Annotated in this window: 18 protein-coding genes, 1 tRNA gene and 1 pseudogene; 9 read left to right on the top strand and 11 right to left on the bottom strand. The window is 62.2% G+C overall.

The genetic code is table 11. The features are described 5' to 3' along the window. The first annotated feature begins 141 nt into the window (after nucleotides 1-141). Nucleotides 142-1,194 carry a M14 family zinc carboxypeptidase gene (locus JY96_RS20710; protein ID WP_052162824.1) on the top strand — a complete coding sequence of 351 codons (1,053 nt, stop codon included), beginning with the start codon at nucleotides 142-144 and terminating at the stop codon, nucleotides 1,192-1,194. After that, nucleotides 1,191-1,835: pseudogene (locus JY96_RS22995) on the top strand (alpha/beta fold hydrolase); the annotation flags it as partial. The gene JY96_RS20710 and the pseudogene JY96_RS22995, both read left to right, overlap by 4 nt. Nucleotides 1,836-1,857: 22 nt before the next feature. Here JY96_RS22995 and JY96_RS20700 read toward each other — a convergent pair. Continuing rightward, on the bottom strand, nucleotides 1,858-2,895 hold the full coding sequence (locus JY96_RS20700) for a recombination-associated protein RdgC (protein WP_052162823.1): 1,038 nt from the start codon (nucleotides 2,893-2,895) through the stop codon (nucleotides 1,858-1,860). Between the two features lie 196 nt (nucleotides 2,896-3,091). Between JY96_RS20700 and JY96_RS20695 the strand changes: the two genes are divergently transcribed. Next, a complete protein-coding gene (locus JY96_RS20695; protein ID WP_052162822.1) occupies nucleotides 3,092-3,964 on the top strand; it encodes an HDOD domain-containing protein in 873 nt (290 codons plus the stop codon). Nucleotides 3,965-4,044: 80 nt separating this feature from the next. On the opposite strand, the gene JY96_RS20690 is transcribed toward JY96_RS20695, so the two are convergent. The 6 genes from JY96_RS20690 to cysS form a co-directional block, all read right to left on the bottom strand. After that, nucleotides 4,045-4,135, bottom strand: a tRNA-Ser gene (locus tag JY96_RS20690). A 78-nt stretch (nucleotides 4,136-4,213) separates the two neighbouring features. Continuing rightward, nucleotides 4,214-5,470 (bottom strand): aspartate kinase, encoded by a 1,257-nt coding sequence (locus JY96_RS20685; protein ID WP_035040317.1) that lies wholly within the window; start codon nucleotides 5,468-5,470, stop codon nucleotides 4,214-4,216. A 117-nt stretch (nucleotides 5,471-5,587) separates the two neighbouring features. Further along, nucleotides 5,588-6,952 carry a tRNA lysidine(34) synthetase TilS gene (tilS, locus tag JY96_RS20680; protein ID WP_035043873.1) on the bottom strand — a complete coding sequence of 455 codons (1,365 nt, stop codon included), beginning with the start codon at nucleotides 6,950-6,952 and terminating at the stop codon, nucleotides 5,588-5,590. A 35-nt stretch (nucleotides 6,953-6,987) separates the two neighbouring features. Next, nucleotides 6,988-7,959: an acetyl-CoA carboxylase carboxyltransferase subunit alpha gene (locus JY96_RS20675; RefSeq protein ID WP_035040314.1), complete on the bottom strand. Its 972-nt coding sequence runs from the start codon at nucleotides 7,957-7,959 to the stop codon at nucleotides 6,988-6,990. A gap of 31 nt (nucleotides 7,960-7,990) precedes the next feature. After that, nucleotides 7,991-8,686 (bottom strand): DNA-3-methyladenine glycosylase, encoded by a 696-nt coding sequence (locus JY96_RS20670; protein ID WP_052162821.1) that lies wholly within the window; start codon nucleotides 8,684-8,686, stop codon nucleotides 7,991-7,993. After that, a complete protein-coding gene (gene cysS, locus JY96_RS20665; protein ID WP_035040312.1) occupies nucleotides 8,687-10,078 on the bottom strand; it encodes a cysteine--tRNA ligase in 1,392 nt (463 codons plus the stop codon). 276 nt (nucleotides 10,079-10,354) lie between these two features. Here cysS and JY96_RS20660 point away from each other — a divergent pair, with 276 nt between their 5' ends. Genes JY96_RS20660 through JY96_RS20640 form a run of 5 tightly spaced genes read left to right on the top strand, consistent with a single transcriptional unit; the run spans nucleotide 10,355 to nucleotide 14,628 of the window. After that, nucleotides 10,355-11,416 carry a nuclear transport factor 2 family protein gene (locus JY96_RS20660; protein ID WP_052162820.1) on the top strand — a complete coding sequence of 354 codons (1,062 nt, stop codon included), beginning with the start codon at nucleotides 10,355-10,357 and terminating at the stop codon, nucleotides 11,414-11,416. A gap of 20 nt (nucleotides 11,417-11,436) precedes the next feature. Beyond that, nucleotides 11,437-12,738, top strand: a complete 1,302-nt coding sequence (locus JY96_RS20655; RefSeq protein ID WP_235333999.1) for a murein L,D-transpeptidase family protein — start codon at nucleotides 11,437-11,439, stop codon at nucleotides 12,736-12,738. Continuing rightward, nucleotides 12,735-13,322, top strand: coding sequence for a peptidylprolyl isomerase (locus JY96_RS20650; protein WP_081961512.1), 588 nt, complete (start codon nucleotides 12,735-12,737; stop codon nucleotides 13,320-13,322). The genes JY96_RS20655 and JY96_RS20650 overlap by 4 nt, the downstream gene beginning before the upstream one ends. 3 nt (nucleotides 13,323-13,325) lie before the next feature. After that, the gene (locus JY96_RS20645; RefSeq protein WP_035040309.1) at nucleotides 13,326-13,826 is read left to right on the top strand and encodes a peptidylprolyl isomerase; all 501 of its coding nucleotides are present in this window, start codon (nucleotides 13,326-13,328) and stop codon (nucleotides 13,824-13,826) included. Nucleotides 13,827-13,830: 4 nt separating this feature from the next. Continuing rightward, nucleotides 13,831-14,628: a UDP-2,3-diacylglucosamine diphosphatase gene (locus JY96_RS20640; RefSeq protein ID WP_052162819.1), complete on the top strand. Its 798-nt coding sequence runs from the start codon at nucleotides 13,831-13,833 to the stop codon at nucleotides 14,626-14,628. A 56-nt stretch (nucleotides 14,629-14,684) separates the two neighbouring features. Here the strand turns inward: JY96_RS20640 and clpA are convergent, their stop codons facing one another. Then, nucleotides 14,685-17,003: an ATP-dependent Clp protease ATP-binding subunit ClpA gene (gene clpA, locus JY96_RS20635; protein WP_035040306.1), complete on the bottom strand. Its 2,319-nt coding sequence runs from the start codon at nucleotides 17,001-17,003 to the stop codon at nucleotides 14,685-14,687. Next, nucleotides 17,000-17,353, bottom strand: a complete 354-nt coding sequence (gene clpS / locus JY96_RS20630; RefSeq protein WP_081961511.1) for an ATP-dependent Clp protease adapter ClpS — start codon at nucleotides 17,351-17,353, stop codon at nucleotides 17,000-17,002. Before clpS ends, clpA begins: the two co-directional genes overlap by 4 nt. A 291-nt stretch (nucleotides 17,354-17,644) precedes the next feature. Between clpS and JY96_RS20625 the strand changes: the two genes are divergently transcribed. Next, complete coding sequence (locus tag JY96_RS20625) at nucleotides 17,645-17,935, top strand: cold-shock protein (protein ID WP_052162818.1); 291 nt, start codon at nucleotides 17,645-17,647, stop codon at nucleotides 17,933-17,935. Nucleotides 17,936-18,019: 84 nt separating this feature from the next. Here the strand turns inward: JY96_RS20625 and icd are convergent, their stop codons facing one another. Then, on the bottom strand, nucleotides 18,020-19,273 hold the full coding sequence (icd, locus tag JY96_RS20620; RefSeq protein ID WP_035040301.1) for an NADP-dependent isocitrate dehydrogenase: 1,254 nt from the start codon (nucleotides 19,271-19,273) through the stop codon (nucleotides 18,020-18,022). A gap of 156 nt (nucleotides 19,274-19,429) precedes the next feature. Continuing rightward, the gene (locus JY96_RS22620; protein ID WP_052162817.1) at nucleotides 19,430-20,278 is read right to left on the bottom strand and encodes a sulfite exporter TauE/SafE family protein; all 849 of its coding nucleotides are present in this window, start codon (nucleotides 20,276-20,278) and stop codon (nucleotides 19,430-19,432) included. Nucleotides 20,279-20,285: the final 7 nt, after the last annotated feature.

Raw genomic sequence — 20,285 nt, 5'->3', positions numbered from 1 at the left:
ATGGAACCGCACCTTACGAGCCCCTCGTGACACACCCATGACAAGGGGGTACGCCGCTTGTCGCACGCCTGACATGTGCACAAGCTAGCTTGCTGGGTTTTGTTGACTGCCCAGCACGTCGCCTGACGTCACACCCACCGCGTGCCCCCCACCGCCCTGCCCGAACTGGATGAACTGCATCGCCTGATTGAATTGGGCGGCCGCCACATGGACGCCCAGGTCATGTGCAAGGTCCAGATGGGCTCGCATGCATTTGACGTGCTGTCGATCACGATGGGCAGCACGGACCCAGCCGCGCCGGCCATCGGTTTTTTTGGCGGCGTTCATGGGCTGGAGCGCATCGGTGCCGAAGTCGTGCTGGCCTATCTGGGCAGCCTGGTGCACCGCCTGAAATGGGACAGCCTGTTGCACACCCTGCTGGGCGAGGTGCGCCTGGTTTTCATGCCGCTGGTCAACCCCGGCGGCCTCTGGCAAGGCACGCGCGCCAACCCGCAGGGCGTGGACCTCATGCGCAACGCGCCCGTCGACGCCAAGGAAGAAACGCCCTTCCTCATCGGAGGCCAGCGCCTGAGTGCCACCCTGCCCTGGTACCGAGGCCCCAAAGACGCGCCCATGCAGGAAGAAAGTCACGCACTGTGCCAGACCGTTGAGCGCAGCTTGCTGACCAGCCCCTTCAGCGCCGCCATCGACTGCCACTCGGGCTTTGGCCTGCAAGACCGCATCTGGTTCCCTTTTGCCCACACCAGCAAGCCCATCACACACCTCGCCGAGATGCATGCCCTACACCGCATCTTCGACCAGGCGCAGGCCTACCACCGCTACGTCTTCGAACCGCAGAGCCTGCACTACCTCACCCACGGCGACCTGTGGGATCACCTTTACCTGCTGGCACGCGAGCGGCATCCGCAGCATGTCTTCCTGCCGCTGACGCTGGAGATGGGCTCCTGGCTATGGGTCAAGAAGAACCCACGCCAGCTCTTCAGTCGCCACGGCATGTTCAATCCACTCATTGCCCATCGGCAACAACGCGTGCTGCGGCGCCACATGGTCTTGCTGGATTTCATGACGCGGGCCGTGGCCAGCCACACGCGGTGGCAACCGGATGAGCACGAGCGTGACCTGCACCACCGGCAGGCACTGGCGCGCTGGTACCCCGACCTGCCGCACCGCAAACACAAAGGCCTCGTCCGATGAGCACCTGGATTCTGTTGCGCGGCCTCACACGCGAACAAGGCCATTGGGGCGCGTTCGTGCCCACCTTGATGGCGGCCCTGCCCTCCGGCAGCCAACTGCTGACACCGGATCTGCCCGGCAATGGCGTGCTGCATGATCAAACCAGCCCCACAAGGGTGGAAGACATGGTCGAGGCATTGCGGACCTCGCTCGCCAGACAAGGGCATCGACCGCCCTACAACGTGGTGGCCATGTCCCTGGGCGCCATGGTGACCGTGGCATGGGCCCATGCTCACCCTGAAGAACTGACACGCTGCGTGCTGATCAACACCAGCTTGCGCCCCTACAGCCCCTTCTGGCACCGGCTGCAGGCCCGCAACTACCCCCGCATCTTCAAACTGCTGCTGACACGCGCCAGTGCCGAGGACTGGGAGCGCGCCATCATGGCCATGACCACGCGCCACCCGGCAGACCCGCAAGCCACGTTGAAACACTGGCTGCAGCTGCGGGCCGCGCACCCGGTCAGCACGGCCAACGGCCTGCGCCAGTTGTGGGCGGCCACCCGTTACCGGGCACCGCAGGCCAAGCCGCCTGTCCCCATGCTGATCCTCAACGCTTTAGGCGACCAGCTTGTCCACCCCAGCTGCTCGGCCGCCCTGGCACAGCGCTGGCAAGTACCTTTACTCAGGCATCCCACGGCGGGGCATGATCTGCCACTGGATGCAGCGCCCTGGGTGGCGCAACAGATTCAGGCCTGGCTGGCGACGCCGGCGTCTCAGCCCGAGCATCAGGAGATGGCGCCGACGAACCCAGGCCCATGACCTGCTCACCGCCCAGCGCTTCCAGCAGATCCGGAATCAGCTCGATCAGCTCGCCGGTGGCAATGGCCGCATCCGCGTCGAACGCCTCGCCCTTGTCCATCTTGCCGGCCACGGCCATCGGCCCCTCAAACACCACGTCCAGGAAGGCCACCTTCTTGAGCTGCATGGACTCGCTCAGGATGAAGGACACACGGTCGCGCCAGGTCATGGCCACACGCGTGGGCACCTTGCCGCTGACGATGTGCTGTTTGACCTCGTCCGTATCGAGATCATGGCGGGCATAACGCACGATGGACTTCATCTCATCGGTGGACTTGAGCTCGCACTCGCGGTCGATCGTGAACTGATACGGCGGCTCGCCCGAGCCCAGCCAATGCGTCATGGCCACAGCTGGCGACATCTCGGTCTGCACCAGGGTCAGCGCCAGGCCGTCCAGCGCCTTGATCAGCATGGTCACGACCTCTTCGGCCTTGGACTGGCTGCCGCTGTCCACCATCAACAAGCGCTGCTTCGGGGCGATCCAGATCCGCGTCACCGACTGCTTGGTGAAGGCCATGGGCAGCAGCTCCAGCAGCGCCTGCTCCTTGAGCTCCTTCATGATCTTCTTGCCAGGCTTGCGGCCCGTGGATTTCTCCATCTGCTCGGCGATCTCTTCCACCCGGCGCTTCACCACCGAGCCCGGCACCACGCGTTGCTCGGTCATCAACTTGAGCAGGAAGTGGCCGTCCACGACCTCGACCAGCGGGGCATGCGCCTCGCCACGCGGCTCAACCCAGCCTGAAGACTTCTGCTGCGTGGCGCCACAGGCCACAAAACGCTCTTTGTCCAGCGCCGCCTCTATCGTGGCAGCCTCGGCCGACCAGTCCGGCCCGATTCGATACACCGTCAGATTCTTGAACACGTTCGACCTTCTACAAACCCACCAGTGCAAACGCCCCTGACGGATCAGAGGCGTTGCAACGAGGCCTTGAGTGTAGCGGACTGAAGCGGCCCCCAGCCCTCTTCTGGTTTCAGCAAAAATTCAGGGCAAATCTCACATTTTCGGATTCAGAACGTAACAAACAAGGCGATATGAAGGCATACAAACGGGAGTACGTATGCCAATCACGACAGAAGCCCCCACGGGCTCAACATGTCGAGCCGAACTGGACCTCCAGGTTCTGCTCAAAGACATCAACATCCCACCTCGACCCAGCTCCCTGGTCGACCTTCAGCAGGAGCTGGAGCGGGATGAACCCCGCATCGACCGGCTGGTGCACATCGTCAACTCGGACGTGGCCATGTCCGCTGCGCTGCTCAAGCTGGTCAACTCGCCCTGGCTGGGGCTCAGCCGCCGCATCTCGACGGTGCCCGAGGCCTTCAGCATCCTCGGGTTCAAGCGCTGCGAGCACATCCTCACCGAGATCGCATTGCGCAAGGTGCTGCCCACCAACGGGCCCGCGCTTTATCGCTTCTGGGATGTCTCATCCAAACGCAGCCAGGCCATGGGCCTGCTGGCGCGCCGGGTGGGGCTGGAGCCTGACACTGCGCAGACCATGGGCCTGTTCGCCGATGTGGGCATCCCCTTGCTCGCCCAGCGTTTTGCGCAGCCCTCCTACATCGACACGCTGGAACAGGCCAATCGCAGCGAACACCCGCTCACCTACATCGAGCAGGATCGCCACGGCACCGACCACACCGTCATCGGCGCGCTGCTGGCCCGCTCCTGGGGGCTGACGCCCGACGTGGCGAACGCCGTGAAACTGCACCACGACTATGACTACCTGGAAGAGAGCCAGCCAAGCCAGGTCCATGAACTGATCGCCCTGTGCCTGGTGGTCGAGCACATCATCCAGCGATTTCAGGGCCTCAATGCCCACGCCGAGTGGGTCAAGGGTGGCGCGCGTTCGCTGAAGACCTTGTCCGTATCACAAGATGATGTCGACAACTGGGCTGACGAGTTGTACGACCGCTTCACAGCGGAAGCCTGAACGGGCCAGGCCGCCAGCTCGAAACGTGCGACAGAAAAGAAAAACCCCCAAGCGATCACTCACTTGGGGGCTTCTTGTTCTGGCGGAGATGGAGGGATTCGAACCCTCGATACGCTTTTGGCGTATGCTCCCTTAGCAGGGGAGTACCTTCGACCACTCGGCCACATCTCCAGCACAGCTAGCATTCTAGCCCAGAATTGAGGGCCATCAGCTTGTTGCGCTCAAAACAACGCTGATCCGCAACGCAGATCAGGCCTTGGCTTCTTCCAGGCCAAATGCCTTGTGCAATGCGCGCACAGCCAGCTCCATGTACTTCTCGTCGATCACGACGGAAGTCTTGATTTCGCTGGTGGTGATCATCTGGATGTTGATGTTCTCGTCAGACAGGGTCTTGAACATCGTCGAGGCGATACCAGCGTGGCTGCGCATGCCGATGCCCACGATCGACACCTTGCAGATCTTGGGGTCACCCACGACCTTGGCGGCGCCCAACGTCGGCAGCACCTTGGATTCGAGCAGCTCGACGGTCTTGGCGAAGTCGTTGCGGTGGACGGTGAACGAGAAGTCCGTCTTGCCGTCATGCGACACGTTCTGGATGATCACATCGATGTCGATATTGGCCTCGGCCACCTTGCCCAGGATCTGGTAGGCGATGCCGGGGGTGTCGGGCACGCCGACCACGGTGATCTTGGCTTCGTCGCGGTTGAACGCGATGCCCGAAACAACGGCTTGTTCCATTTTTTCGTCTTCCTCAAAACTGATGAGCGTGCCCGACTTGGCTTCTTCAGCCAGATCGATATCCCAGGGCGTGAAGCTGGACAGCACGCGCAGGGGCACACGGTATTTGCCGGCGAATTCCACCGAGCGGATCTGCAGCACCTTGGAGCCCAGCGAGGCCATTTCCAGCATCTCTTCGAAGCTGATGGCCTGCAGGCGACGAGCCTCGGGCACCACGCGCGGGTCGGTCGTGTACACGCCGTCCACGTCGGTGTAGATCAGGCACTCGTCAGCCTTCATCGCCGCCGCCACGGCCACAGCCGAGGTGTCAGAACCGCCTCGGCCCAGGGTGGTGATATTGCCCTCAGGGTCAACGCCCTGGAAGCCCGTGATCACGACCACCTTGCCAGCAGCCAGATCGGCGCGCACGCGGGCGTCGTCGATGCTTTCGATGCGCGCCTTGGTGAAAGCCGAATCCGTCTTGATCGGCACCTGCCAGCCAGCGTAGCTCACCGACTCCAGGCCCTCGGCCTGCAGCGCGATGGCCAACAGGCCGGACGACACCTGCTCGCCCGTGGCGGCAATCATGTCGAGCTCGCGAGCGCTGGGGTTCGCGGAGAGTTCTTTGGCCAGGCCCAGCAGACGGTTGGTTTCACCGCTCATGGCCGACGGAACGACCACGAGTTGATGACCCGCCCGCACCCACTTGGCCACGCGCTTGGCCACGTTGCGGATGCGCTCGGTAGAGCCCATCGACGTGCCGCCGTATTTGTGAACGATCAGTGCCATGTCAGATGTTGTTGGAAAAGACCGCGCGTGAAACACACCAGAGAAACTCACGAAGCGTGCGCGATCAAACTCTCTATTTTAGCCTCAGCGGCTCGTCAGGCTGCAAAAACCCGTCATTCAACACGGGGCCGGCACCCATTCGAGGCCCCATTGAGGCTCGCCCTCGGGGGCCACGCAACGCGCGTCGACCCCCAGCCCGGGCACAAAAAGCAGTTCAGCACCAGACCAGATCAGGGGGCCGCCACGGCACCACTGGGGCACGCCCAGCGCCTGGTACTGCTTCTTCAGGGCCCGGGCCGGCCGACCTGGCCCCGCCTGGAACTGCTCGCCGCCGGCCCTGGGGCGGGCTTGTGCGCCCTTCAGCGCGGCCAGGTGTACACCGCCGCTGAAAACAGGCGAGACACGAAGATGCCCAGGCCACGGCGCCAGCGGGTACAGGCCTGGGGCATCAATGTTCAGCGACACGGCGCCCGGCATGGGCTGCGACCGAGCGCCCCCCGCATCTTTGGTCAACCCCAAAAAAACAAGCTCGCCCCGATACAGCCCCAGCCCGATCTCCGGCCACTGCAAGGACTTTTGCTGGAACACCAAGCCCGGCACCTCGTGCGCCAGGCGCTCCACCCACGTGGCCGCGAGGCTCTGGCCGGCCAACATGCGGTACCAGTGCCTCAAGGCCTCCCGCCGCAGCGCGCCGGACAACTCCGCCCACTGCGCCGCATTCAGATGCGCACTCGCGCGCTCGACACCATCGTTCGACCCAGGCACTGACAGCGATGCCACCAACTCGTCGCGCCAGGATTCGGCGCCCGGCAACACATCCTGCAAACGCCTCGCGGATGCAGCCAGACTGGCTTCGGCCTGCGGAAACGCCGCCAGCAAGGCCGGCCACACGTCCAGGCGCAAGCGATTGCGCGCAAAGCGGGTGTGCGTGTTGCTGTCGTCATCGACCCAGCTCAAGCCATGGTGGGCCACGTAGGCTTCAATGGCCTCGCGTGGATGCGCCAGCCAGGGTCTCACCCAGCGCACGCCCTCACGCGCCAGCTCAGGGGGCATGGCAGCCAGGCCATTGAGCCCCGCACCACGCAGCGCCTGCAACAAAAAGGTCTCAGCTTGATCGCGACGATGGTGGGCCAGCAAGACCATGCTTGCCCCCGCCTCCCGGGCCATGTCGGCCAGCGCCTGATAACGGGTTCGCCGCGCCTGGGCCTCGACGCTGGCGCCTTTGCTCAGGTCCACCTGCACGCGCTGGCTCACCAGGCGCACAGGCAGGCCCCGCCGAGCCCAATCCGAACAGACCTGCTCGGCATGCGCCAGCCAGGCATCCGCCTGCATACTCAAACCATGGTGGACATGCAGCGCCAGCACCAGCGCGCCAGGGTGTTCACACGCAGCACAGGCTGTCGCGTGCAGCAGCGCGGTCGAATCCCTGCCGCCGCTGAAAGCGACAGCGACAACCGATGGCTGCGATGCATCGTTCGACATCACAGCACCCCGGGGGTCAGCCGTGTCGACGGAGCTCAATGCTCCTTGGTGTCATTGAAGCGGCCATAGCTTTGCAGCCGGTCATAACGGGTCTGAAGCAGATCCTTGACCTTCAGGTCACCGACCTGGCGCAAGGCGTCGTTCAAAGCTCGCTTGAGGTTGGCGCAAGCCTGCTTGTGATCACGATGGGCACCGCCCACCGGCTCGCTCACGATCTTGTCGATCAAGCCCAGGGCTTTGAGGCGATGCGCCGTGATGCCCAGCGCCTCAGCCGCATCAGACGCCTTGTCCGCCGTCTTCCACAGGATGGACGCACAGCCTTCGGGCGAGATCACCGAGTACACCGAGTACTGCAGCATCAGCACCTGATCGGCCACGCTGATGGCCAGCGCGCCGCCCGAGCCACCTTCACCAATGATGGTCGTGATGATGGGCACCTCCAGGCGCGCCATCTCGAAGATGTTGCGGCCGATCGCCTCGGACTGGTTGCGCTCTTCCGCGCCAATCCCGGGGTAGGCGCCCGGCGTGTCCACAAACGTGAAGACCGGCAGGCCGAACTTCTCGGCCGTCTGCATCAGGCGCAAGGCCTTGCGATAGCCCTCAGGGCGGGACATGCCAAAGTTGCGCATCGCGCGCTCCTTGGTGTCACGACCCTTCTGGTGGCCCAGCACCATGCAGGGCTGGCCATTGAAACGAGCCAGGCCGCCCACGATGGACAGGTCGTCAGAGAAATGGCGATCACCGTGCATTTCCTGGAAGTCCGTGAACAGCTCGTTCACGTAGTCCAGTGTGTAAGGACGCTGCGGGTGACGCGCGATCTGCGTGACCTGCCAGGGGCTCAGTGTCGAGTAGATGTCCTTGGTGAGCAGCTGGCTTTTTTTGCTCAGGCGGTCGATCTCTTCGGAGATGTCAACAGCCGATTCGCTTTGCACGTAACGCAACTCTTCGATCTTGGATTCCAGCTCGGCGATGGGTTGCTCGAACTCCAGAAAGTGTCTTTTGCTCATGGCGATCGTCCTTTCTCAGACTCCAGGCCTGTCAGTATTCCACGGGCAGCGGATCAAGGCTGCGCCACAGGTACCAGGTGCCGACCGTGCGGTACGGCGCCCAGGCTTCAGCGATGTCGCGGGCCTCTGCGCGTGAGACAGGCTCACCGCTGAAGTAGCTCATGCTGATGCCCTTGATCAGGCCCAGGTCATCCAGCGGCAACACATTGGGCCGCATCAAGTGAAAAATCAGAAACATCTCGGCAGTCCAGCGGCCAATACCGCGGATGTCGATCAACTCTTCGATGATGGCCTCATCGTCCATCTGCTGCCATTGTTCGACGTGCACCTGCCCCTCGTCGAAGTGCTTGGCCAAGTCACGCATGTACTCAACCTTGCGCGCAGACAAACCCACTTGACGCAGGTTCTCCGGCGACTGCGCCAGCACACCTTGCACGGACAAGGGCCCACGCTGCTCAGGGGGTTGATGCCCGAACAAGGTCAGCAACTTTTCCCAGACGGATTGCGCCGCCTTGACCGATATCTGCTGCCCGACGATGGAGCGCGCCAGCGTGGTGAACGCATCCCCACGGCTGTACAGCCGCGCTGAACCGTGATCGGCAATCAGCTTGCGCATCACGCGGTCGCGCTTGGACAAGTGCTTGCACGCGTCGTCCCAATAAGGCGGGGTCACCAGGGCGCTGGCAACCTCACCCGCGACAGGCGGCTTGGCAGAAGACGTACCCATTTAAGCCTTCACCCAGGTGGTGCCTTGCGCGCTGTCCTTCAGCACGATGCCTTGGGCCAGCAAATCGTCACGGATGCGGTCAGCCTGCGCAAAGTCGCGCGCCTTCTTGGCGTCGGCGCGTGCCACGATCAGGGCCTCAATGGCCTTGACGTCCACGCCGGAGGCGGCCACATCACCTTGCAGATAGGCTTTGGGCGACTGCTGAAGAATGCCCAGCACGCCTGCCAGCGACTTCAACAGCAAGGCGGTCTCGACAGACTGCGAGCGGTTGAGCTCAGCCGCCAGCTCGAACAGCACGGCCAGCGCGATGGGCGTGCTGAAGTCCTCGTCCATCGCGGCCTTGAAGCGCGCCGCATAAGGGTTGCCCCAGTCAATGGCCGGCACGGCCTTGCCCGACAGATCGATGCTGTCCAGGGCTGTATAGAGACGGCGCAGGCCACTGCGGGCGTCATCCAGGCCGGCATCGCTGTAGTTGAACGGGCTGCGGTAGTGCGTACGGAGCACAAAGAAGCGAATCGTCTCGCCGTCGTAGCTCTTGAGCACGTCGCGGATGGTAAAGAAGTTGCCCAACGACTTGGACATCTTCTCGTTGTCAACGTTCAGAAAGCCGTTGTGCAGCCAATAGTTGGCCAAAGGCTTGCCGCTGGCACCCTCGCTCTGTGCGATCTCGTTCTCATGGTGCGGGAACTGCAGATCCAGACCACCGCCATGGATGTCAAACTGATCGCCCAACAAGGTGCAGGCCATGGCCGAGCACTCGATGTGCCAGCCGGGGCGCCCCGTGCCGTAACGGGATTCGTACTTGGCATCAGCCGGCTCATCGGCCTTGGCCGCCTTCCACAACACAAAGTCCAGCGGATCCTGCTTGCCCTCGTCCACCGCCACACGCTCGCCAGCGCGCAACTGATCCAGCGACTTGCCGGACAACTTGCCATAGCCCTCGAACTTGCGCACCGCGTAGTTCACATCGCCATTGCTGGCGCGGTAAGCCAGGCCCTTGCCTTCGAGCTTGCTGATCAGGTCCAGCATCTGCCCCACGTACTCGGTGGCACGGGGCTCATGCGTAGGCGGCTCGATCCCGAGCGCGGCGATGTCCTCGTGCATGGCGCGCGTCATCTCGTCGGTCAACTGACGGATCGTGATGCCGCGCTCCACCGAGCGGCGGATGATCTTGTCATCGATGTCGGTGATGTTGCGCACATAGTTCACCTGATAGCCCGAGGCCTTCAACCAGCGCTGGACCACATCGAACGACATCATCATGCGGGCATGCCCCACATGGCAGTAGTCATAGATGGTCATGCCGCACACATACATGCGGACCTGGCCGGGCGTCATGGGAACAAAGGGCTCAATCTGACGCGACAGGCTATTGAAAAGGCGCAAACTCATGGGGGAAACTGGGGGATCTGCGGCGAATGTATTCGAACATGGTTGGCTTGCACCAACACCTGATACAAGACGTTAAGCGACCACGCCGCTCAGATACAATTCGTTGAGTATAGCGGCCCGCTCGACCATGAGGGTGATTGACAAGTCACCGCCAACAAGCGGCCTGCTATTCTCCGGAGGTTTGCGCCAAGCTGTTGCGCATCCGTGAATGCGCTATCGTTTCACGGCACCCAGCGCGACCCAGCGTTCATCACAAACAAACTGGTACACCAATCCATGCAAGCTGTTGCGCCTCACATTGGTCTTCGTTTCACAGCCATCGCCGCCAAGTGCCTGGCTGTTGCCGCCCTCTCTCTCACCGCTTTGAGCGTGCGCGCCGATGACATCGTTGATGTCCAGAAACTGCTCGCTGCCGGCAAGAATGCCGAAGCCCTCCAGAAAGCCGACCAATTCCTGGCCAGCAAGCCGCGTGACCCCATGATGCGCTTCCTGCGCGGCATCAGCCTGTCCCAAGCCGGCCGCACACCCGAAGCCATCACGACCTTCACCAAGCTGACCGAAGACTTCCCCGAGTTGCCTGAGCCCTTCAACAACCTGGCCGTGCTCTACGCGCAGCAAGGCCAGTACGACAAGGCTCGCACGGCGCTGGAAATGGCGATCCGCACCAACCCCAGCTACGCCACCGCGTACGAGAACCTGGGTGATGTCTACGCCAAGCTGGCCAGCCAGGCTTACTCCAAGGCGCTGCAGATCGATACACGCTCCCAGGTGGCCCCCAAGCTGGCCATGATCCGCGATCTGTTCCCCAAGGACCGCAACTCGATCACGACCGCGTCCGCCGCACCGGCGCCAGCACCCGTTGCCCCTGCACCGACACCCGCACCTGTAGCAGCCCCCAAGCCCACACCGGCGCCGGCCCCTGCACCAGCGGCCACCCCCGCACCCGCTCCTGTGGCCAAGCCGGCGCCTGCACCGGCAGCAGAACCCAAGAACGACAATGCCGCGCGAGAGCATGAGATCGAATCCGCCCTCAAGGCTTGGGCCTCCGCCTGGAGCAAGCAGGACATGGACGGCTACTTCGCTGCCTATGCCCGCGACTTCAACGGCGGCAAGACCCGCAAGGCCTGGGAACAGGAGCGTCGCGACCGCATCACCAGCAAGCGCAGCATTTCTGTGAAAATCTCGGGCATCAAAGTTGACGTGAGCGGCAACAAGGCCACCGTGCGCTTCCACCAGGACTACAAGGCCGACAGCCTGAGCATCAGCAGTGGCAAGCGCATGGAAATGGTGCGCTCCGGCAACAACTGGTTGATCGTGAAGGAAAGCGCTGGGTCGTGATGGGTCGTGAGTTTCGCTGCTTGCCCGCCAACGCGAGCAAGTGGCTCAAGGCGCCGCTTTTGCGCGGCCTGCTGGTGACTGGGGTGTTTGCGCTGGGCGCCGGCCTGGCTGCGGCGCCCGCTTGCGCGCGCGTCACGCGCGTCAAGGCCCACGCGGCGTCTCACGAGGCATCGCATCAGCAAACCGAGCGCCTGCCAGCGCTCCAGGCTCAATCCGCCCCCGCCGAAGCTCGCTTGCTGGAGATCTACCGGCTGGTGGGCGTCGGTCAGACGCGCCAGGCGCTGAGCAAGGCCGAAGCGCTGGTCCGGGACGTGCCCAACTTCCAGTTGGCCCAACTGGTCTATGCCGACCTGCTCGTGGCACAAACCAAGCCACTGCCGTCCATGGGGGACGCGCCGAAAGCGCTGGCCGCCAAGGCGCCACAACGCCTGGATCAATTGCGCATGGAGGCTGATCGCCGGCTGCAGGCACTGCGCGATCGCCCGCCACCTGGCGCCCTGCCCACCCAGTTCATCGAGCTCCCCCCAACCACCAGACACGCCATTGCGGTTGATGCCAGCAAGTCGCGTCTGTACCTGTTCGAGAACGGCCCCCATGGCCTGCAACTCGTTGCCGATCATTACGCGTCGATCGGCCGACTGGGTGCCGACAAGAGCTTCGAAGGCGACCAGCGCACCCCGTTGGGGGTCTACTACATCACCAGCCGCCTGGACGCCAAGAAGCTCAGCGACTTCTACGGCATCGGCGCCCTGCCCCTGAACTACCCCAACGAGTACGACAGGCGCCTGGGCAAGACGGGCGGCGGCATCTGGCTGCATGGCGTCCCCAGCGACAGCTACGCGCGCAGCCCCAACAGCACCGACGGCTGCGTGGTTCTGGCCAACCCCGAACTGCAGACCATCCTCGACCGCGTCCAGCCCCGCACCACGCCTGTGGTCATAGCACGCTCGCTCCAGTGGGTCACGCCCGTCAAAACCGAACCGCAACGCCGCAGCCTGCACAACCTGATCGAGGGTTGGCGCGTTGCCCGAGCCAGCGGCGACCTCAACCGGCTGATGTCCTTTTACTCACCGCAGTTTGCCAACGGCACGCGTGACCTGAACCAGTGGCGCCAGACACTTGAAAAGGAAGTCATGCAACAACGCGGGCGCGCGCTGCAACTCAAGGACGTGGCCATTCTGGGGTGGAAGGACAAGAGCGATATCCTGGTCGTGACATTCGGGGAGGTCTCCGACGGTCAACGCACCGGCGCCGTCAAACGTCAATACTGGGGTAAAGAAGGCGGCCTCTGGAAAATCTTCTATGAAGGAGTGATTGGATGACTCTGCACCGCACACAGCCTGCCCTCAAAATGGGCGCCAAGTGGCTGATCGCCGGCCTGGCCCTGGCCAGCGCCCAACTGGCCCTGGCCCAGAACGTAAAGATCGCCACCAGCTTGGGTGACATCGTGGTCCAGCTGGATGCCGCCAAGGCACCCAAGACCGTCGACAACTTCGTGCAATACGTGAAGGCCGGCCACTACAACGGCACGGTGTTTCACCGCGTGATCGACGGCTTCATGATCCAGGGTGGCGGCATGACACCCGACATGAAGGAAAAGCCCACGCGTGCGCCGATCCCGCTGGAAAGCCGCAATGGCCTGAGCAACGTCCGCGGCACCATTGCCATGGCGCGCACCAACGTTCCCGACTCGGCTACTGCCCAGTTCTTCATCAATGTGAAGGACAATGCCTTCCTCGACGCAGCCCGCTCACCTGATGGCAACGGCTATGCCGTGTTCGGCAAGGTCGTGCAGGGCATGGACGTGGTCGACAAAATCCGCAAGGTTGAAACCGGCCAGAAGGGCCCCTACGGCGACGTGCCCGTCCAACCCGTGATCATCAAATCAGCCACCATCGAAAAATAAGCCATGACCAAGACCGTTGAACTGCACACCACCGCAGGCGTGATCCGCCTGGAACTGGACGAAGAGAAGGCCCCCCTGACCGTGGCCAACTTCGTCGACTATGTGAACGCGGGCCACTACGATGGCACGGTGTTCCACCGCGTCATCAAAGGCTTCATGATTCAAGGCGGCGGCTTCGAGCCCGGCATGAAGCAAAAGCCCACCAAGGGCGAGATCCAGAACGAGGCCAACAACGGCCTGAAGAACGACAAGTACACCATCGCCATGGCACGTACCAGCGCCCCGCACTCGGCCAGCGCCCAGTTCTTCATCAACGCCACCAACAACGACTTCCTGAACTTCAAGTCGGAATCGGCTCAAGGCTGGGGTTATGCCGTGTTCGGCAAGGTTGTGGCGGGCACCGAGGTGGTCGACCAGATCGAAAAGGTCAAGACGGGTCGCAAGGGCTTCCATGATGACGTCCCCCTTGAAGATGTGATGATCACCAAGGCCGTTGTCATCTGACACGATGCCTGATGTGAGGGGGCCCTGCCCCCCTTTCCCGCAGCCGGACATCCTTCATGCACCGCCCTCGTGGCGGTGTATTGATTTCATCTCGGACTTGCACCTGCACGAAGGCCTGCCTCGCACCACGCGTGCGCTGGCGGACTATCTCGGCAACACACCAGCTGACGCGGTGTTCATGCTGGGCGATGTGTTCGAGGCCTGGGTCGGCGATGACATGCGCGGCCAGCCCTACGAGGCAGCCTGCGTCGATCTGCTCGCCAAAACTGGCGCGCGTCTGCATCTGGCCATCATGGTGGGCAACCGGGACTTCCTGCTGGGCGACCAGATGCTTGCAGCCTGCCGTGCACACAAGCTCCACGACCCGACCGTGCTGCATGCCTTTGGGCGTTCCATGCTGCTGATCCACGGCGACGAGTTGTGCCTGTCTGATCAGGACTACCTGAAATTCCGGGCGCAGGTCCGCAACCCGCTGTGGCAACAAGGCTTCCTGGCGCATCCGCTGGAGGCTCGCCTGGCGCAAGCCCGCCAGATGCGCGAAGCCAGCCAGATGCACCAGCACACCCAAACCCCTGCGGACTGGGCCGACGTGGATGAGTCAGCCGCCACGCTGTGGATGAAGGCTGCGGGCGCCACGGCGTTGATCCATGGGCATACACATCATCCGGGCGACGAAGCATTTGGCCCCACAGGTGCCATGCGCCACGTCCTGAGCGACTGGGACCTTGACCACGGCGCCCCCAGAGCAGAGGTACTGCGCCTGAGCGAAAGCGGCTTCCAGCGCATCCCGCTGCCCCGTTGATACAAAAAAATTGACCGGCCATCAGCCGGTCAATTTTCTGAAGCAACAAGCTTGGCTTACTCGGCCGTGGCCGCCTCTGGCTTGGTCTTGTCGATCTTCTTGTTGGGCTGGATGTCCAGCTTCACTTCTGGCTCACCCTTGTCGTTGTCGACAACGTCGACCGTCAGGCGACCGCCCTCCACGAGGCTGCCGAACAGCAACTCATCCGCCAGCGCACGACGGATCGTGTCCTGGATCAGACGCTGCATTGGGCGAGCACCCATGAGCGGGTCAAAGCCGCGCTTGGCCAGGTAACGGCGCAGCGCATCCGTGAAGGTGACTTCGACCTTCTTCTCACCCAGCTGGCCTTCCAGCTGCAGCAAGAACTTGTCGACCACGCGCAGGATGACGTCCTCATCCAGCGCCTTGAAGCCCACGATCGCATCCAGACGGTTGCGGAACTCAGGCGTGAACTGCCGCTTGATGTCGGCCATTTCGTCACCCAGTTCGCGCGGGTTCGTGAACCCGATCGAAGCCTTCTGCAGTGTTTCCGCACCCGCGTTGGTGGTCATGATGATCAGGACGTTGCGGAAGTCAGCCTTGCGACCGTTGTTGTCCGTCAGCGTGCCATGGTCCATCACCTGCAGCAGGATGTTGAACACGTCCGGGTGCGCCTTTTCGATCTCGTCCAGCAGCAGCACGGCGTGCGGCTTCTTGGAGATCGCCTCGGTCAGCAAGCCGCCTTGGTCGAAACCCACATAACCGGGAGGCGCGCCAATCAGGCGGCTCACGGCATGGCGCTCCATGTACTCGGACATGTCGAAGCGAATCAACTCGATACCCAGGATGTAGGCCAACTGCTTGGCCACTTCCGTCTTGCCAACGCCGGTCGGGCCGCTGAACAGGAAGGAGCCAATCGGCTTGTCGGGCTTGCCCAGGCCGGAGCGCGCCATCTTGATGGCGGCAGCCAGGGCATCAATGGCCGCGTCCTGACCAAACACCACGCTCTTGAGGTCGCGGTCCAGGTTCTTCAACTTGGAGCGATCGTCACTGGACACGCTGGTAGAAGGCACGCGGGCAATCTTCGCCACGATCTCTTCCACCTCGGCTCGGGTGATGGTCTTCTTCTGCTTGCTCTTGGGCAGGATGCGTTGCGCCGCCCCGGCCTCGTCAATCACGTCAATGGCCTTGTCAGGCAGGTGACGGTCATTGATGAATTTGGCCGACAACTCGGCAGCCGCCTGCAGCGCACCAATCGCGTACTTCACGCTGTGATGCTCTTCAAAGCGCGACTTCAGCCCCTTGAGGATCTCGACGGTCTGCTCCACAGAGGGCTCGGCCACTTCGACCTTCTGGAAACGACGCGACAACGCCGCGTCCTTCTCGAAGATGCCACGGTACTCCGTGAAGGTGGTTGCGCCGATGCACTTGAGCTGCCCCGAACTCAAGGCAGGCTTGAGCAGGTTGCTCGCATCCAGCGTGCCGCCAGAAGCAGCGCCAGCACCGATCAGCGTGTGGATCTCGTCAATGAACAACACGGAACCAGGCTGATCCTTGAGCTGCTTGATCACCGCCTTCAGGCGCTGCTCGAAGTCACCACGGTATTTGGTACCAGCGAGCAAAGCACCCATGTCGAGCGCATAGACCTCGGCGTCAGCCAGCACATCCGGCACATCGTTCTGCGTGATGCGCCAGGCCAGGCCCTCGGCAATGGCCGTCTTGCCCACGCCGGCTTCACCCACCAGCAGCGGGTTGTTCTTGCGGCGGCGGCACAGCACCTGGATCACACGCTCGACTTCGGAATCACGACCAATCAACGGGTCGATCTTGCCGTCACGTGCCATCTGGTTGAGGTTCTGGGTGTACTGCTCCAGCGGAGAAGCCTTGCCCTCGACCTCTTCCTTCTCGGTCTCCACCTGGCCAGGTTCCGCCGAAGACTTCGCAGCCTCAGGAGGATCCGCCTTGCGGATGCCGTGCGCAATGAAGTTCACCACGTCCAGGCGTGTGACACCCTGCTGGTGCAGGTAGTACACCGCGTGGGAATCCTTCTCGCCGAAGATCGCAACCAGCACATTGGCGCCGGTCACTTCCTTCTTGCCACTGCCAGAGGACTGGACATGCATGATGGCGCGCTGGATCACACGCTGAAAACCCAGAGTGGGCTGCGTGTCGACCTCATCCGTGCCACCCACCGTCGGGGTGTTGTCCCTGACGAACTGGTCCAGGTTCTTGCGCAGCTCATCCAGATTCGCGGCGCAGGCCTTCAACACCTCGGAAGCAGAGGGGTTGTCTGTCAAGGCCAGCAGCAGGTGCTCCACGGTGATGAACTCATGGCGTTGCTGACGGGCCTCGACGAAGGCCATGTGCAAACTCACTTCCAACTCTTGCGCAATCATGCGGTCTCCAGAATGCACTGCAGGGGGTGCCCGGCTTGGCGGGCGGCGGCAAGAACGAGTTCGACCTTGGTGGCCGCGACGTCTTTGGTGTAGACCCCGCACACACCACGACCTTCGTGGTGGATTTTTAGCATGATTTGCGTTGCCGATTCGATGTCGTGCCGGAAATGCTCCTGCAATACAAGGACAACAAACTCCATGGGCGTGAAATCGTCATTGAGCATGACGACCTGATAGAGCTTCGGGGGCTCCAGCGCCAATTCTTCTTTTTCAGCGACAGCGGCCCCTTGCCCATCCTCTAGAGGGCCTTTTGGCGTCGCGGACGACAGAACGGGAAACAGACTTGTCATGAAAATGATTCTACGAGACGGTCCGCGATCATGTCATGTGATCTTGGGGTGTCCGACCTCAGTTCAAGGGTAGGAAATTCACGGCAGACACAAGACTTTTTTCGAGACCGTGTAAGCGACAAGCAAGCTTCGTGCAATTTGAGACCGATATCCCGATCAGAAGATTTGCGGCAACTTTTTCACAAGGCGCAAAATTTGCGCACAATTGGCAATCATTTTGGTGCGCCGCAGCACTTGACAGGCCCTTCCAGCACTCGGAAAATGACAACAAATTAACGTAGGAGGGGCAGTATGGCCACAGGCACTGTCAAATGGTTCAACGATGCCAAAGGGTTTGGCTTCATCGAACCGGATCAAGGCGGGGGCGATGTCTTCGCGCATTTTTCTGCCATCCAGATGGATGGCTTTCGAACCCTCAAGCAAGGCTCCAAAGTCAGATATGACCTGGTAGCCGGGCCGAAAGGCATGCTTGCGCAAAACATCCAGCAGGTTGATGGGGTCATCGCTGACGCCACACCGGACGCTTTGAGCGACATGCACTTCAGAGACCATGGCAGCGCCGGACAGAGCCTGCCTCACTGAGTTCAGCAACAAACAAAAAGCCCGCTCATCGAGCGGGCTTTTTTCATGGACCTCACATGGGGCTCAGGGCCCACATGTTGTTGATCACATGTTGTCGATCATCACCTGACCAAACCCTGAGCAGGACACCTGGGTCGCACCCTCCATCAGGCGAGCGAAGTCATAGGTCACCTTCTTGCTCTGGATGGCCTTGTTCATCGAGCTGATGACCAGGTCAGCGGCCTCGAACCAGCCCATGTGGCGCAGCATCATTTCGGCCGACAGGATTTCGGAACCGGGGTTCACGTAGTCCTTGCCGGCGTACTTGGGTGCCGTACCGTGGGTTGCTTCGAACATGGCCACCGAGTCAGACAGGTTGGCGCCCGGGGCAATACCGATGCCGCCCACCTGCGCCGCCAGCGCGTCGGAGATGTAGTCGCCGTTGAGGTTCAGCGTCGCGATGACGCTGTACTCGGCCGGGCGCAGCAGGATCTGCTGCAGGAAGGCGTCGGCAATGGCGTCCTTGACGACGATGTCCTTGCCCGTCTTGGGGTTCTTGAACTTGCACCATGGGCCGCCGTCCACCAGCTCAGCACCGAACTCCTTCTGGGCCAGGGCATAGGCCCAGTCACGGAAGCCACCCTCGGTGTACTTCATGATGTTGCCCTTGTGAACGATGGTCACGCTGGGCTTGTCATTGTCGATGGCGTATTGCAGTGCCTTGCGAACCAGGCGCTCGGTACCCTCTTTGGACACCGGCTTGATGCCGATACCCGAAGTCTCGGGGAAGCGGATCTTCTTGACGCCAAACTCGGTCTGCAGGAAGTTGATCAGCTTCTTGGCCTTGTCGCTCTGGGCTTCGAATTCGATACCTGCGTAGATATCTTCCGAGTTCTCACGGAAGATCACCATGTCGATCTTTTCTGGCTCCTTGACAGGCGAAGGCACGCCCTTGAAGTAAGTCACCGGGCGCAGGCAGACGTACAGATCGAGCTCCTGGCGCAGCGCCACGTTCAGCGAACGGATGCCACCGCCGACAGGCGTGGTCAGCGGCCCCTTGATGGACACCACATAGTCCTTCAGGACCTTGAGCGTTTCTTCAGGCAGCCACACGTCGGGGCCGTAAACGCGCGTCGATTTCTCGCCCGCGTAGATCTCCATCCAGTGGATCTTGCGCTGACCACCGTAGGACTTGGCAACGGCGGCATCGACCACCTTGATCATCACGGGGGTGATGTCAAAGCCGGTGCCGTCGCCTTCGATGTAGGGAATGATGGGGTTGTTGGGGACATTGAGCGAGAAATCCGGGTTGACCGTGATCTTCTGCCCGCCCTCGGGCACCTTGATGTGCTGATACATGTTGTGGTCTCCGCGTTTGGCGTTTCCGTGAAAAACGCTGCCATGGATGTCGACAGCGTGAAAACAATTCTACGCGAGCGAAATCAGTTGATACGCAATGAGACCAGGGGATTACCGGTATAGGTTGCCAATTAGCGTCGCAGACCTTGCGCAAGATCAGGCACACCACGCCCGCCACTGATCCATGACCTGGTGATAGAGGGCCCATGCGGACATGGCCGCCAGCATCAAGCCCGAAAGGCGAACGGCCCAACGTGGATCGAACGCGGCGCCGGCCTGCGCCGCACCAGACGGTGTCGATGCGAGCGCCTTCCTGGCTGCGCTGCCAGCACAAGCATCCGGGCGCTCCGGCCTCAGCCACAACACCGGCACGATCGCAGCGGCATCCCCTTGCCCAAGCCCGGCAGGCGCAGACACATCCGAACCGCGCCCGATGCGGGCCAACCGACGGAGGACCACAGGCGCCCCCCACACGCCGAACGCACCCGGCACGGCAAAAGCCAGCATCACCAAGCCACCGCCCATGGCGTCAGGCGCCAAGGCGGCCACCATCACGGCCGCGTACAACAAGCCGCAAGGCAACATGGCCCAGGCCATGCCGGCAACAAACGGCCAGATGGCGCGCAAGGCGCCGCCCTCGCGAAACACCGGCGTGGCATTCAAACGGGCACGCAAAGCACGGTAAGCGCCCTGCCCCAACTCGTCCAGCTGGCGAGGCATGGCACCAGACCAAAGCAGCCACAGGCCCAGCAGCAGCGCCAGCGCCTGGGCCATGACCCACAAAGGCTGAAGAAACGAGACCTGGCGCCCCCATTGCGCTGCCGCACCAAAACCCACGGCCGCGACCGCCCCCAGCAAGGCGTAACCCACACAGCGCCCCAGAAGGCTGAGCAAAGGCACACCATTGGGCAGCAAGGCGGCGCATGCAGCACCACACATGGCGGCGCAATGCGGCACGCCACCCAGGCCCATGAGGAACGCAGTGAGCATCAAGCTGGACAGCATGCCCAGC

The organism is Aquabacterium sp. NJ1 (genome assembly GCF_000768065.1).
Lineage (GTDB): Bacteria > Pseudomonadota > Gammaproteobacteria > Burkholderiales > Burkholderiaceae_C > Aquabacterium.
The sequence above is the reverse complement of the archived record's forward strand: the minus strand, read 5'-3'. Positions and strand labels throughout refer to the sequence as shown.